Genomic DNA, 14,625 nt, shown 5'->3' with positions numbered 1-14,625 from the left:
TTACTTCACGGTCCCGCGCTCGTAACATGACCGCGGCCCCACAGAGACAGTCATGAAACGGACGCAGAAGACCATGTACGCACCGGAGCGCCAGCAGGAGATCCTGCGTCTGGCCCGTGAGAGCGGGCGGGTCGACGTGCTGTCCCTGGCCGAGGAGTTCCAGGTCACCGCGGAGACCGTACGGCGCGATCTGAAGGTGCTGGACCGGGCGGGGCTCATCCGCCGCGTCCACGGTGGCGCCATCCCCGCAGGACGGCTCGACTTCGAACCCGACCTCGCCGAGCGGGACGCGGTGGCCGCCGACGAGAAGGACCGGATCGCGCACGCCGCGCTGACCGAACTGCCCGCCGAGGGCAGCGTCATCCTCGACGCGGGCACCACCGCGGCCAGGCTCGCCGCTCTCATCCCCCTCGACTCCGCCCTCACCGTGGTGACCCACGCGCTTCCCGCCGCGGCACGGCTCGCCGACCACCCCGGCATCGCCCTGCACCTGGTCGGCGGCCGGGTACGGCACCGCACCCGGGCCGCCGTCGACGCCTGGGCGCTGCGGGCCTACGGCGAGATCCGGGCGGACATCGCCTTCATCGCCACCAACGGCTTCTCCCACACCGGCGGGCTGACCACCCCCGATCTCGCGGAGGCCGCGGTCAAGCGTGCCGCACTCGCGGCTGCCCGCCGGGTCGTACTGCTCTGCGACTCCGCGAAGTTCGGCCAGGAACACCTCGCCCGCTTCGGTGCCCTCTCCGACGTCGATCTGCTGATCACCGACACCGGCCTGGCCCCCGAGGAGGCCCTCGCGATCGAGCGTCGAGGCACGGCGGTGGTGCGCGCGTGATCCTCACCCTGACCCCGAATCCCAGCCTGGATCGCACCTACGAGCTGCCGGCGCTGGAGCGCGGCGCGGTGCTGCGCTCGGCCGGCGACCGGGTGGACCCCGGCGGCAAGGGTGTGAACGTCTCCCGCGCCGTCGCCGCCGCCGGCGGCCGCACGGTGGCGGTGGTTCCGCTCGGTGGTCCCGAAGGCGCGCTGCTGGCCCGGCTGCTCGAAGAGCACGGCATCGAGGTGGCCGGGGTCCCCGTCGCCGGCTCGACCCGCGTCAACGTCACGCTCGTCGAGCCGGACGGCACGCTCACCAAGGTCAACGCGGCAGGCCCCGAGATCGCCACGACAGCCGCCGAGGCGATGCTGGAGGCCGTCCGCGCGCGGTCGGCGGACGCGGAGTGGATCGCCTGCTGCGGCAGCCTGCCGCGCGGCCCAGGGCCCGAGTGGTACGCCGAGGTGGTGGACCGCACCCACCGGGGCGGAGGCAGGATCGCCCTGGACACCTCCGGTGCGGCCCTGACCGCCGCGCTCGGGCGGCGGCCCGACGTGGTCAAGCCGAACGCCGCGGAGCTGTCCGAGGCCGTCGGGCGTCCCCTGGCCACGGTCGGTGACGCGGTGAAGGCCGCTCAGGAACTGCGCGGGCGCGGTGCCCGCGCCGTCCTGGCCAGCCTGGGCGCCGACGGGCAACTGCTCCTGGACGAGTCCGGTACGTACTTCGGTACCGCGGCCGAGGTGGTCGCGCGCAGCGACGTCGGCGCGGGCGACGCGTCGCTGGCCGGTTTCCTGGCCGCCGGCGGCCGGGGCCCGGCGGCGCTCGCCGCGGCCGTCGCGTACGGAACCGCCGCCGTGCAGAAGCCGGGCAGCGCGATGCCGGCCCCCGCCGACCTCGACCCGGCGCCGGTCACCACGACCACGGACATCCCCGTCAGCCGCGCCCTCACCGAACCGACGCGATGAAGGCCGGGTTCCCCTCCCCCTCCCCCAGCCGCCCGAGCGGGCGGCCGGTCACCAAGGAGCCGCGATGAGCGAGCTGATCACCCCGGAGCTGGTCGATCTCGACCTGTCCGCCGACACCAAGGAAGCGGCCGCCAGGGCGCTCGCCACGCGGATGGCGGCGGCCGGCAGGGTCACCGACATCGACGGGTTCCTCGCCGACGTCGCCGCCCGCGAGGCCCAGATGCCGACCGGCCTCGACGGCGGCATCGGCATCCCGCACTGCCGCAGCCCACACGTCACCGAGCCCGCGCTGGCGTTCGGCCGCAGCGCGCGCGGCATCGACTTCGGCGCCCCGGACGGACCCGCCGATCTGATCTTCCTGATCGCCGCTCCCGACGGGGCCGACAGCGAGCACCTGAGCATCCTCTCCGCGCTGGCCCGGCGGCTGACGGACCAGGAGTTCGCCGCGGCGCTCCGCACGGAACAGGACCCGGGCGCCGCGGCTGCCATGATCCGCGGCGACGGGCCGACGGCCGCGCACGACGACGAACCCGCGGCGGCGGACGGCGCGGAGCCGGATACGGACCGCGACGGGCCCCCCACACCGCCGGGCGCCCGGTCGGCGGGCACGGGGGCTGCGGACGAGGCCCCGTTCCGGATCGTCGCCGTCACGTCCTGCCCGACGGGCATCGCGCACACCTACATGGCCGCCGAGGCCCTGGAGCGGGCCGGGCAGGAGGCCGGGGTCGAGGTGACCGTCGAGACCCAGGGGTCAGGAGGGTTCACCAAGGTCGAGCCCGGTGTCATAGCCGGCGCGGACGCCGTGATCCTCGCGCACGACGTGGAGGTGCGGGACAAGGCCAGGTTCGCCGGCAAACCCACCGTCGACGTCGGCGTGAAGGCCGGCATCAACCGGCCCGCGGAGCTGATCACCGAGGCGCGCGCCAAGGCCGCGCGCGGCGAGACGAACGGGCCCGCCGGCCAGGGGACCGAGGCCGTCGAGGAGCCGGGCGCGGGCGAGGGCTTCGGCTCGCGGCTCCGCCGCTACCTGATGAGCGGTGTCAGCTACATGGTGCCGTTCGTCGCCGCGGGCGGCCTGCTGATCGCGCTCTCCTTCGCCCTGGGCGGCTACGAGATCGCCGACGCGAAGTCCGTCGCCGACCACTTCGTGTGGACCGAGATCCACAGCTGGGCCGCCCTGCTCAACCAGGTCGGCAACGCCGCCTTCGCCTTCCTCGTCCCGGTGCTGGCCGGCTACATCGCCTACGGCATGGCCGACCGGCCCGGACTCGTCCCCGGGTTCGTGGGCGGGTCGATCGCGGTGACCATCGACGCGGGCTTCCTGGGCGGTCTGGTCGCCGGCCTGCTCGCGGGCGCGGTGGTGACGGCGATCCAGCGCGTGCGCATTCCGCCGACGCTGCGCGGCATCATGCCGGTGCTGGTGATACCCCTCCTGGCGTCCGCGGTCGTGGGCTTCTTGATGTTCGTCGTGATCGGTGAGCCGATCGCGGCCCTTCAAAAGGCGCTGACCGACTGGCTCGGCGGTCTGTCCGGATCCAACGCCGTCGTCCTCGGCGTGGTGCTCGGCCTGATGATGTGCTTCGACCTCGGCGGCCCGCTGAACAAGGTCGCGTACGCCTTCGCCGTGGGCGGCCTGGCCGACCCGAACGACGGCAGCCTGAAGGTGATGGCGGCGGTGATGGCCGCCGGCATGGTTCCGCCGCTGGCGATGGCACTGGCCACGACCGTACGGGGGCAGCTGTTCACCGAGACCGAGCGGGAGAACGGGAAGGCCGCCTGGGTGCTGGGGGCTTCCTTCATCACCGAGGGCGCGATCCCCTTCGCCGCGGCGGACCCGCTGCGGGTCATCCCGTCCGCGATGGCGGGCGGCGCGGTCACCGGCGCGCTGTCGATGGCCTTCGGCTCCACGCTGCGGGCCCCGCACGGAGGAGCCTTCGTGGTGCCGCTGATCGGGAACCCGCTGCCGTACCTGCTGGCGATCGCCGCGGGTACGGCGGTGACGGCGGGCCTCGTCCTCGTTCTGAAGGGTCGTCGCCCGCGGGCGGCGGGCGGCGGCGCTGAGACGGCCCCCGGCGCTCGCGAGAGGACGGCACAGCCGGCGACGCCCGCGGCGCGTCGTGCGGGAGAGGCGGCCGGCTCCCCGCGATGAGACGGGCTCACGCGTCGTCGTCGCGCTGAGGGCTGTCGGGGGCGGTGTGGACAGCGGCCCTGTGCAGCCTCCGCTGGGGTGACGTGCGGGCGCGGTGGAGCGCGTTTGCCGGGCGCCGCCGGCTCGGGGACTTCTACTGGTCGACCGAACGCCTCTCCCAGCCCTCGAAGGACAGTGAGCCATGACGGACGATTTCGTTGTCGACGTGAGCCGCATCCGTGCCGACGCCCGGGCGAAGATGGAAAGCGGGCCGGTGACGGGAACGTACGAAGCCGATCGGGACCGTGTGGTGGCCGTCCTCAACGACGTGGTCGCCACCGAGGTCGTGTGCTGGATGCGCTACACCCGGCACGCCATCTCCGCGACCGGTATCGACCGGGCACAGGTCTCGGCTGAGTTCACCGAGCACGCGAAGGAGGAGTGGGATCACGCGCTGCGCGCCGCCGAGCGCATCTCCCAGTTGGGCGGCGACCCCGATTTCGACCCGGCCACCGTGGCCCAGCGCTCCCACACCGACTACACCGCCACCCCCGACAACGAGCTGAAGCAGATGCTGCGGGACAACCTGGAGGCGGAGCGCATCGTCATCGGCGTCTACCAGGAGATCATCCGCTGGCTGGGTGACAAGGACCCCACGACGCGGCGGGTCATGGAGAGCATCCTCGAAGAGGAGGAGGACCACGCCGACGACCTGCTCGACCTGCTGGGCGGTTGACCCGGGGGCGGGCGTCCGCGTGCGGCCGGGTCACCGGCCGCACGCGTCGGTCACCGGGCGGCGGTCACGGGTGGAGGAGGACCTGGGCGAGCGCCACCCGGCCTGTGCCGGTCGCCTTGATCGTCACGTGGCGGGTGGTGCCGGCCAGGTCGACCAGGGTGGGGCGCAGGGCCTTGCCCGCCACGTGGACGGTTCCCGCGTCCGTGCTCACGTCGAAGCCCGTGGTGGTCATCGAGGCGTCGTTCCAGACCTCGATCCGGCTCACGTGGCGGGCACGGCCGAGGTCGACGCGCCACCAGGCGCCCTCGTCGCGGAGCGTTCGGGTATCGGTCGTGATGTCACCGTCGACCGCGCGGCTCGCCGTGGCCGAGCCGTCGTCCGAGGACTGGCTCGGCGTACCGGTGCGCGCCAGGTCGCGCCGCAGCTGCTCGGGCAGGGCGCTGCCGGCTCCGGCGGAGGCTGCCGTGTGCAGGGCACGGGCCGGCAGTTCGTCCAGACCCGTGTGGTTGTCCTTCATGACGGAGCCCCGGCCGCCGAGAGCGGGGGCCGCGGTGTCGGTCCAGTTGCCGCTGACGGTGTTCTCGATTCCGTAGTCGGCCCAGTTGGAGACCCACTTGTAGCCGACGCGCGTGACCACGTTGCGTTCGACGCGCATGTGGCTGCTCTGCTCGTCGAGGTAGATGCCGTTGCCGTCGCGTTCGGTGTTGCCGTAACCGGAGCGGTTGAGGTAGTTGCCGGAGATCACCGTGCCCGGCTGGGAGCCCTGGGTGTAGACGGCGCCCCCGTCGTGCTGGGCGTGTGAGACCTCCATGACGCGCGTGATGCGGTTGTTGGTGATCTTGTTGTCGCGGAGGACGGACCGCCTGGCCTCCGGCTGGTTCCAGCCCCAGCCGACCGAGACGCCCGAGTACGGCAGGCGGTCGAGCGTGTTGTGGTCGATGGTCAGCTCCGCCTCGTAACCGGCCCAGATACCGACGGCGTCGGTGTACTCGGCCCCCGCCTCACGGACGGTGTTGCGGGAGACGGTGTTGCGCTCACCCGCGAGGGCTTCTTCGGGCCGTGGCTCGGTGTCCCCCACGTACAGGGCGCCGGAGGAGAGGTCGGTGAAGGAGGAGCGGGTGACGGACGAGTCCTTCGTTCCGGCTTCCAGTACCGCGCCGGCGCCGCCGAGGTGGGCGAACCGTGCGCGGTCTACGGTGACGCGCCGCCCGCCGCGCACGGTCAGGGCCGCCGACGGCTTGGTGTAGTGGCGGCCGGCGTGGTCGACGGGCCCGTCGGCACCCGTGAGGGTGAGACCCGCCTGGGTGCCCGCGTAGCCCTCGGCGGTGCCGGGCTGCCGGTAGGCGGCGTGGGCGAACCCGAGGCCGGTGAGGGTGAGGTCGTGGGCGCCGTCGGTCACGAGCAGCTGCTCGGTGTGCGGAGTGACGGCCTGCGCCCGGCGCATGTCCTCGCCCTCGCGCGGCAGGTAGGTGACCGTGCGCGCCCCCGAGTCCCACACGAACTCCCCCGGCTCGTCCAGGAGTTCCACGGCGTTCTCGAAGAAGGCGACACCGGTGTACCGGTCGGAGTCGACGGTGGTGCTGTCCCAGGAGGGGCCCGTGCGGTCGGTGCCGCTGGAGGAGTTGGTCCAGCACGGCTGGGCGAAGGTCAGGTCGTCACCACTCAAGCCGGTGACGCGGCAGTGGTAGTTGCGCCAGCGGACTCTGATGACGGCTTCCGCGTCGGTGGGCCTGCTCCAGTCCGCGATTCCGGCGGCCCGGGCGCCGCTCATGCCCTCCTTGGTCGCGTCGCACACGTCGGCCGCGCAGGCCGCGCCGCGCGCCCGGACCGCGCGCTCGCCGTCCACGAACAGCTGGCGCGGGGTGACCCCGTCCGGCACGTCGGCCGTCCAGGTGCCGTTCCCGTTACGGGACCAGCCGGTCAGTGTCCGGCCGCCGGACAGTACGGGGCGGGCTCCCGGGGCCGCCGCCCAGGTGACGGTGTGCCCCGCGCGTCCTGAGTCCCGCTCGTCCAGACGCAGCGGCTCGGTACGGGCGTAGGTGCCCGACAGGAGAAGGACGCGGGTGTCGCGACCGGTCACGGTGCGCGCCTCATCCCGCGCGCCCTCCAGGGAACACGGCCGCGCGCGGGTGCAGGAGTCGCCCTGCCCGTGCGGGGCCGCGTACAGGGTGCGGGGGCCGCTGTCGGCGGCGTGCGCGGGCGGGCCGGTGAAGAGGAGGAGAGTCGCGGCCAGGAGTGCCGTGACCGCGGGCCGTGCTGCTTCGGTGAGGCGGTTCACGCGGCTGCCTTCCAGTCGGGGCGGTGGGGCATCGGCGGGTTGACGGCGCCGAACAGCCAGTCGCGCAGGAAGCGGTCGAGGGAGCGGTCACCGCTGACGCGCACGGTGTGGCGGATGAAGTCCTCGCTGGTGACGTTCCGGTCCTTGAAGCGCTCGGGCCACAGCCGCATGACGCGGGAGAACCGCCGCTCGCCGAGGCGCAGGCGCAGGGCGTACAGGACCAGGGCACCGCCGTCGTAGATGTTGGTGCCGCCCAGCTCCCGGGGAAGGCCAGGCGGCCCGTGTTCGGCGCGGACCTCGTCCAGCGCGGCGTAGGCGGCCCTCATCGTGTCCTCCAGGACCGACCAGCCCCGCTCCTGCCCGTAGAGCGCGGCGTAGTAGACGGCGGGCCCCTCGTTCAGCCACGCCTGCTGCCAGTCGGCGGGCGTGACGCAGTCGCCGTACCACTGGTGCACCAGCTCGTGGACCATGGTGGTCTCCCAGACGGGGCGCCCCTCGTCGTCGGGCTCGAACCAGTCGGTCGAGAAGAGGCTGAGGGTCTGGTTCTCCAGTGCGTCGGAGTAGCCGTCGTAGATGTGGCAGCCGTAGACGGAGAACGGGTAGCGCCCGAACTTCTCCTCCAGCCAGACCAGGTGGTCGGCGGTGCGGTCCACGACCGGGCGGTACGTCTCCTCCTGGCCCTGCGGAACGACGTGCCGCAACGGCAGACCGCGGGGGCCGCTGCCGTACAGGTAGGTGCCCTCGACCACCGCGATGCCCACCAGTTCGGTGGCCATCCGCTCGCGCAGGGCGAAGTGCCAGACGGTGGAGCCGTCGGAGCGCGGCGTCCTGTGCAGCAGTTCACCGTTGGCGGTGGCGACGTATCCTCGCGGGGCGCTGATGTGGAACGTCCAGGTCGCCTTGTCGGAGGGGTGGTCGTTGCAGGGGAAGAAGGTGTCGGCGCGGGAGGACTGGGCGGCGCAGGCGAATCCGCCGTCGGAGCCGAACCTCCAGCCGGTCAGGCCCGTGCGGGGGGCCTTGCCGTTGCCGTGGTAGCGGATCTCGACCGTGAAGGCGGTGGAGCGGCGCAGCGGGCGCCGAGGGGTGACGGTGAGCTCTTGGCCGCTCTCCCCTTCGGCGAGCGTCCATGCCGCCGCCCGGCCGTCCACGGTGACGGTCTCGATCGTGTGCCCGTCGGTGTCCAGGTTGAAGGCGGACAGGTCCTGGGTCGCCGTGGCCCGCAGGGTCACGCTCCCGGTGAAGTCGTAGGTCCGCGGGGTGAAGTCGAAGGTCAGGTCGTAGTGGCTGACCTGGTAGCCGCCGTTGCCGAGGGTGGGGAAGAGCGGGTCGCCGAGGCCGTCGGAGCCGGGCCGCGGGTCGAGGCCCGCGCCACCTGCGGCGTCGGCGGCCCGGGCGGGTGAGCCGAGGGCGGGTACGGCGAGTGCGGCGGCCACCGCCGTGCCGCCAAGCCGCAGCGCGGCACGTCTGCTGGAGGGTCGGCGGCTCATTTCTTTCCCTTCTGGAGGGCTTCTTCGAACTCGCCGCGGGCCTTCTCGGCGCCCTTGTCGAGATAGTCCTTGACGAGGCTGTCGTAGGCGGACATCGGCTTGCGGCCCGAGATGATGTCCTTGAGACCGTCCTGCTTGAGCGTGTGCAGGCTGCCGGTGCCCTTGGCCTCCCAGGTCGGCGAGAAGACCGAGAGGGTGGGGTCGGGGGCCAGCATCGGGATCATCTTCGAGTAGGCCGCGTGGGCGTGCCGGACCGCGTCCTTCGAGGCCGGGCTGAAGACGGCGGGCACGGCGGAGGCGAGCATCTTCCACGGCGCGGCCACGTCCTGGGTGCCCCGTTTGGTGAGCACCGGGTTGCCGCGGGTGTCGCGGGTGAAGTCGGTGCCCTCGACGCCGTAGTTGATGAGGGTGTACTCCTCGCTGCCGAAGGGGGCCGCGACGAAGTCGGCGAGGGCGAGCAGCTGCTTGACGCGTGCGGCCGGTGCCTTCCTGACGAAAGTGGTGGAGAGGCTGAGGTTGTCCGTCCAGGAGACGGCCCGCGAGCCGAAGGGCGTCATCGGGCGGGGGTCGTACTTCTCGTCGACCGCGGCCATGGCGGCGACAAATCCGGTGCTGGGCGTCAGGTAGGTGGGCATGCCGTCGTAGACGTAGGCGGCCTTGCCGTTCTTGAACAGGTCCGTGTACCGGGCCTTCTGGGCGCCGGACATGCCCAGCGAGCCGGGGTAGAAGCAGCCTGCCTCGTGCAGCTTCCGTGCGGTCTCGACGGCGAGCCGGTACTCGTCGGTCTCCAGGTCGGCGGTGAACCGGCCGCTCTTGGCGTCCATGCGCCAGTGGTAGGGCGCTCCGGCCGACATGGCGAGCAGGTTGGTGACGTCGGCCATGATGGCGTACTGGTCCTGACCGGGGCGGGTCAGCTCCCTGCACAGCTCCGCGAAGCGGTCGAGGCCGGTGATCTCATCGAGGTCCGAGACACCTGCCCTGGCGAACAGATCGTGCCGGTAGAAGCCGGCACCGCCCGTGACCGCCCGGGAGATCGGGACGCCGTAGAGCTTCCCGTCGTAGATCGCTTTCTGCCAGGCGCCCTTCGGGATGGCGGCGAGGTTGGGGTACGCCTCGATCCCGTCCCCGGCGAGGAAGGGGGTGAGGTCGGCGCAGGTGGCCGCGAGGAACCCGGCCTTGTTGTCGACTCCGCCCGTCTCCGGGTACATGAACAGGTCGGGCAGGTTGTTGCCGGCCACCATGGTGGAGAACTTGCTCGGATAGTCGTCGGCCGGTACGGCGGTGAGGTCGACGGTGCCGCCCAGCTTCTTCTCGATCGCCCGCCAGGCGGCGTTCCTCTCGCGCCCGGCCGGCGGCGGGGCGAAGGTCTCCATGGCCGCCGAGACCGGTTCGGCGCCCTTGAGGGGCCGGCCCCGGACGGCCGGCAGCGGCTCGGCCGGGTAGCGGAAGAACGCCTGGGGCACGCCCTCCGCGGTGCCGGGCAGATCGGGCTCGATGCCGATGTCGCGCACCGCGGTGTGGGGCAGCAGCCTGGGGCTCTTGGTGCCGGGCCTGGCTCTCGTCCCCCCGTCTCCGCACGCGGTCATGAGCGGGGTGGCGGCCAGGGTGAGGCAGAGCCCTGCTCCGGTACGCAGGAGCGCTCTTCGGTCGACGGGGGTGGAGGAGGGCACCTTGCGGTCTCCTTGCGTGAGACGGGCAGGACGGGAGGAGGCAAGCGGAGCGGTGCGGGTGACCGCTGGGGCTCAGCCCTTGATGGCTCCGGTGAGGACGCCCTTGGTGAAGTAGCGCTGCAAGAAGGGGTAGACGAGCAGGATCGGGACGACGGCGACGACCAGGACGGCCATCTGTACGGACTGGTGGGGCGCGGTGCTCTCGCCCAGCGCAGTGCCGCCCAGGCTCTGCCCCTGGAGGACGAAGGTGCGCAGCACCAGCGGGATCGGCCACTTCTCGGAGTCGTCGAGGTACAGCAGCGCGTTGAAGAACGCGTTCCAGTAGGTGACGGCGTAGAAGAGGCTGATGACCGCGAGGACGGCCTTGGACAGCGGCAGCACGAGGCGCACCAGGATGCGCAGGTCCCCGGCGCCGTCCACGCGTGCGGCGTCGAAGAGTTCGCCGGGCAGGTTCATGAAGAACGAGCGGAGCACCACCAGGTTGAACGCGCTGACCAGGGTGGGCAGCACGAGCGCGGCGTAGGTGTCGTACAGCCCCAGCTCGTTGACGAGCAGGAAGTTGGGGATGATGCCGGGGTTGAACAGCATCGTGAACAGGGCCGTCATCAGCATGAAGCGCGACCCTGTGACGTCCCGCCGGGAGAGCCCGTAGGCCATGCCTATGGTGATCAGCAGGCTGGCGGCGGTGCCCAGCACGGTGATGCCGATGCTCACCAGCAGGGCGCGCAGGACGACTCCGCCGGTGAAGATGGTGCGGTACGCCTCCACGGTGGGGTGGTCGGGCCACAGGACGAGCCCGGTGCTTTTGACGATGTCGGTCTGGGAGGCGAAGCTCGTCCCGATCACGCCCAGCAGCGGGTAGGCGACCGCGAGGACGACCACGGACAGGACCACGGCCTTCGCGACCAGCGTGCTCTTCCGCGGTTTCTCCATCCACGGTGGGCGGCCCCGCACACCGCCGCGCCCCGTGGCCAGGCGTCGGAAGGGAGGGCGGCGGTGGGTCCGGGCGCCGGTGTCCGGTCCCGTGGCCGCCTCGTTCGTGGTCCGTTCAGCGGTCAGCACCGCGGTACACCCCTTCGTGGCCGAGGCGATGGGCGACCTTGTTGGCACCCAGGACGAGTGCGGTGCCGATGACCGCCTTGATGAGACCCACGGCGGCGGCGACGCCCCAGTCGTTGTCCTTGATGCCGTGGTAGTAGACGTAGGTGTCCAGGACCTCTCCTGCGCCGGGGCCGACCGCGTCGCGCTGGAGCAGGATCTGTTCGAACCCCACCGACAGGACCTGGCCCAGGTTGAGGATCAGCAGCAGGATGATCACCGGGGCGAGCCCGGGGAGGGTGACGTGCCACAGCCGGCGGGTGGGGCCCGCTCCGTCGATGGCGGCGGCCTCGTAACTCTGGCGGTCGATGTTGAGCAGCGCGGCGAGGATGATGATGGTCCCCCAGCCCGCGTCCTTCCACACCATCTGGAGGGTGAGCAGCCAGGGGAAGGCTCCCGGGTCGCTCATCATGTCGTAGCGGGGCAGCCCGAGGCTTCCGAGGACGTCGGGGAGCAGCCCGGCGCCGCCGAGGATCTGCTGGAAGACCGAGACGATGATGACCCAGCCGATGAAGTGCGGGAGGTAGACCACGCTCTGCACGAAGCGGCGGATCCGGTCGCTGACGACGCTGTTGAGCAGCAGGGCGAGACCGATGGGGACGGGGAAGAAGAAGACGAGCTGGATCACGGCGATCTGCAGGGTGTTGCCGACAGCGGACCAGAAGGCGGGCTGGGCGAACGCCGTGGTGAAGTTGGTGAAGCCGACCCAGACGCTGTGCATGTAGCCGAGGTAGGGCTGGTAGTCCTGGAAGGCCACCATGTAGCCGAGCAGCGGCACGTAGTGGAAGACCACGAAGTAGACGAGCCCCGGCAGGGCGAGCAGCAGCATCACCCTGTCCCGCTTGACGCGCTGCCAGAGGGTCAGGCGGCGGACCGGGGCCTTCGCGTGCGGTCTTCGGGCGCTTGGGCGTGGTGTGTCCAGCGGTGCGGGTGGAGCGGTTTCAGCCATGATGCGGTCCTGTCGGGCTGGGGCGATGCCACGGGGCCTACTGCGCCCGCAACGTAGTAACCGCTTACGCACAGCGTCAAGAGATGTGTCATCGGCTCTGGTGCGGTGCGTACGACGGCCGCTTGACGGGCGCTCGGTGACTCCCTAGCTTTTCCGGCAGCCCATAGAATGCGTTTACTGTCCGGAGGCAAGGTGCGCACTACCGACGAGGCGCCGGCTCACACCGGTACGGACACCACGGCACAGCCCTCCCGTCGGCCGCGCACCCTGCTGGCCATGGCGTCGGGCCTGCTCGACGAGGTCTTCCCGGCCCCGGCCAGAGCCCTTCTGGAGGAGACCGCGGACCTCCAGGCGCCCGCGCCCGTCGGCGAGTTCGCCTCACCCGGGGCCCGCGAGGCGCTGGCGCGCTGCGAGGTCCTGCTCACCGGCTGGGGCTGCCCGCCGGTGGACGCGTCCGTACTGGAGCGCGCGCCGGCGCTGCGGGCGGTCGTCCACGCCGCGGGCACGGTCAAGACCTTCCTGACGCCCGCCGTCTTCGAGCGCGGCATCGTCGTCTCGTCGGCGGCCGCGGCGAACTCCGTGCCCGTGGCCGAGTTCACGCTGGCGGCCGTCATCATGGGCGCCAAGCGCGCCTTCCCGCTCGCCCGCCTCTTCCGCGACCGCCGCACCCACCGCACGGCCGCCGACCTGGGCCGCCAGCACTGGCTCGGCACCAACGGGCTGAGGGTCGGCGTCGTCGGGGGCTCCAGGACCGGACGCCGCGTCATCGAGCTGCTGGGCGCCCTCGATGTGGACATCACCCTGTACGACCCCTACGTGACGGACGCCGAGGCGCGCTCGCTGGGGGTCACCCGTGTCGAGCTGGACGCCCTGCTGGCCACCAGTGACGTGGTGACGTTGCACGCTCCGCAGACCCCGGCCACCCGCCACCTGCTGGACGCCCGCCGGATCGGCCTCATGCGTCCCGGCACGCTGCTCGTCAACACCGCACGCGGCGCTCTCGTCGACACCGAGGCGCTGACCGAGCACCTGGTGCGCGGACGGATCGACGCCGTACTCGACGTCACGGAACCCGAACCGCTCCCTGCCCACCACCCGCTGTGGGACCTCCCGAACGTCCTGATCACGCCGCACCTGGCCGGCGCCCAGGGCAACGAGACCGCCAGGCTCGGCACCCAGGCCGTCGAGGAGTTGGCCCGCTTCGCGCGCGGCGAGCCGTTCGCCCACCCGGTGCTGGCGGCCGAGTTGGAGCGCCTGGCATGACAGGCCGCACGCCGCGGGTCATAAGCTCTGCGCCACCACACGACGTCACGGAGGGGATGGGCCGTATGGGGCGCCAGAGCGGCACGGACGCGGACGGACAGCGCCGCTCGACGGTCACCGACGTGGCGCGGCGCGCGGGGGTCTCCACCGCGACCGTCTCGCGGGTGCTGAACCGCAACTATCCGGTCGCCGCGGCCACCCGGGAACGCGTCGAGCACGCCATCCGCGAGCTGGGCTACGTCGTCAACGCCCACGCGCGGGCACTGGCGGGGGTGTCGGGGCGGACCGTGGGCATCATCGTCAACGACGTCGTGGACCCGTTCTACGCCTACATCGCACGCGGTGTGGAGCGGGAGGCCTCCCGTGGCGGCAGGCTGTGCCTGGTCTGCTGCACGCAGGGGGATCCGCAGCGGGAACTGGCCTTCGTCGAGCTGATGCACGAGCGCCGCGCCGACGCGGTGATCGTGGTGGGCGGGAGTGTCGCCGACCGCGCGTACACGAGCGACCTCGCCCGACGTGCAAGGGAGTTGGACGCGGACGGCTCCAAGCTCGTGCTGTGCGGGAGGCCCCCGCTGGGTGAGCGGGTGCCCACCGCGTCGGTCGAGTACGACAACGAGGGCGGTGCGTTCGCGCTCACCGACCATCTCCTCACGCAGGGGCACGAGCGCATCCTCTACCTGGGCGGGCCGCCCGGCCTGTCCACCACCCGCGACCGGCTCGCGGGCCACCGGCGCGCGCTGGAACTGCGCGACGTCGCAGCGGACCCCGCGCTGGAACAGCCCGGCGCCTTCAGCCGCGCCTTCGGCGCCCGGCGGATGTCCGAGGTACTCGGCGAAGGCACCCGGTTCACCGCGGTCTTCGCCGCGAACGACATCGTGGCAGCGGGAGCGGCCCAGGCGCTGGAGGAGGCCGGGGTGCGGGTGCCGCAGGACGTCTCCCTGGTCGGGTACGACGACGTGCCCGTGGCGCAGGAGATGCGCCCCAGGCTGACGACCGTGCATGTGCCGCTCGAGGAGATGGGGCGGCAGGCCGTGCGCGTCGCGCTGCGAGACGAGGACGAGGACCCGTGGCGTGAGCCCACCACCGGTGTGATCCGGCTGGGCACGCACATCGTGGTACGGGACTCGGTGGCGCCGCGGGGCACACGCCGCGGCCGCGAGTGACCGCTTCTCCCAAGTGACCGCTCCCCCGCAAGTGACCGCTCACTCCAACGCACTTACAGTCCGAAGGAGCCAAG

Annotated in this window: 11 protein-coding genes; 6 read left to right on the top strand and 5 right to left on the bottom strand. The window is 72.1% G+C overall.

Annotated features, from left to right (window positions below; genetic code table 11):
• Positions 1-73 precede the first annotated feature (73 nt).
• The 4 genes from DQ392_RS09815 to DQ392_RS09800 all read left to right on the top strand — a co-directional run bounded on the left by DQ392_RS09815 (position 74) and on the right by DQ392_RS09800 (position 4,643).
• Positions 74-835: a DeoR/GlpR family DNA-binding transcription regulator gene (locus DQ392_RS09815; RefSeq protein ID WP_114015313.1), complete on the top strand. Its 762-nt coding sequence runs from the start codon at positions 74-76 to the stop codon at positions 833-835.
• A complete protein-coding gene (gene pfkB, locus DQ392_RS09810) occupies positions 832-1,779 on the top strand; it encodes a 1-phosphofructokinase (protein ID WP_114015157.1) in 948 nt (315 codons plus the stop codon). The genes DQ392_RS09815 and pfkB overlap by 4 nt, the downstream gene beginning before the upstream one ends.
• 64 nt (positions 1,780-1,843) lie before the next feature.
• The gene (locus DQ392_RS09805) at positions 1,844-3,928 is read left to right on the top strand and encodes a PTS fructose transporter subunit IIABC (RefSeq protein WP_114015156.1); all 2,085 of its coding nucleotides are present in this window, start codon (positions 1,844-1,846) and stop codon (positions 3,926-3,928) included.
• A gap of 181 nt (positions 3,929-4,109) precedes the next feature.
• Entirely contained in the window at positions 4,110-4,643 is a 534-nt protein-coding gene (locus DQ392_RS09800) for a ferritin-like domain-containing protein (RefSeq protein WP_114015155.1), read from the top strand.
• Between the two features lie 64 nt (positions 4,644-4,707).
• Here DQ392_RS09800 and DQ392_RS09795 read toward each other — a convergent pair whose 3' ends face one another.
• The 5 genes from DQ392_RS09795 to DQ392_RS09775 form a co-directional block, all read right to left on the bottom strand.
• Complete coding sequence (locus DQ392_RS09795; RefSeq protein WP_114015154.1) at positions 4,708-6,921, bottom strand: right-handed parallel beta-helix repeat-containing protein; 2,214 nt, start codon at positions 6,919-6,921, stop codon at positions 4,708-4,710.
• On the bottom strand, positions 6,918-8,408 hold the full coding sequence (locus tag DQ392_RS09790; protein ID WP_114015153.1) for a M1 family metallopeptidase: 1,491 nt from the start codon (positions 8,406-8,408) through the stop codon (positions 6,918-6,920). Before DQ392_RS09790 ends, DQ392_RS09795 begins: the two co-directional genes overlap by 4 nt.
• Entirely contained in the window at positions 8,405-10,078 is a 1,674-nt protein-coding gene (locus tag DQ392_RS09785; RefSeq protein ID WP_114015152.1) for an extracellular solute-binding protein, read from the bottom strand. The genes DQ392_RS09790 and DQ392_RS09785 overlap by 4 nt, the downstream gene beginning before the upstream one ends.
• A 72-nt stretch (positions 10,079-10,150) precedes the next feature.
• Positions 10,151-11,011 (bottom strand): carbohydrate ABC transporter permease, encoded by an 861-nt coding sequence (locus DQ392_RS09780; RefSeq protein WP_114015151.1) that lies wholly within the window; start codon positions 11,009-11,011, stop codon positions 10,151-10,153.
• 115 nt (positions 11,012-11,126) lie between these two features.
• The gene (locus tag DQ392_RS09775; RefSeq protein ID WP_114015150.1) at positions 11,127-12,125 is read right to left on the bottom strand and encodes an ABC transporter permease; all 999 of its coding nucleotides are present in this window, start codon (positions 12,123-12,125) and stop codon (positions 11,127-11,129) included.
• Positions 12,126-12,401: 276 nt separating this feature from the next.
• Here DQ392_RS09775 and DQ392_RS09770 point away from each other — a divergent pair, with 276 nt between their 5' ends.
• Both DQ392_RS09770 and DQ392_RS09765 read left to right on the top strand, forming a co-directional pair.
• A complete protein-coding gene (locus tag DQ392_RS09770; RefSeq protein ID WP_181856368.1) occupies positions 12,402-13,388 on the top strand; it encodes a hydroxyacid dehydrogenase in 987 nt (328 codons plus the stop codon).
• Positions 13,389-13,453: 65 nt separating this feature from the next.
• Positions 13,454-14,551 (top strand): LacI family DNA-binding transcriptional regulator, encoded by a 1,098-nt coding sequence (locus DQ392_RS09765; RefSeq protein ID WP_114015148.1) that lies wholly within the window; start codon positions 13,454-13,456, stop codon positions 14,549-14,551.
• Positions 14,552-14,625: the final 74 nt, after the last annotated feature.

The organism is Streptomyces reniochalinae, from assembly GCF_003323735.1.
GTDB classification, from domain to species: Bacteria; Actinomycetota; Actinomycetes; order Streptomycetales; family Streptomycetaceae; genus Streptomyces; species Streptomyces reniochalinae.
This window is presented reverse-complemented; position numbering and strand designations above follow the sequence as displayed.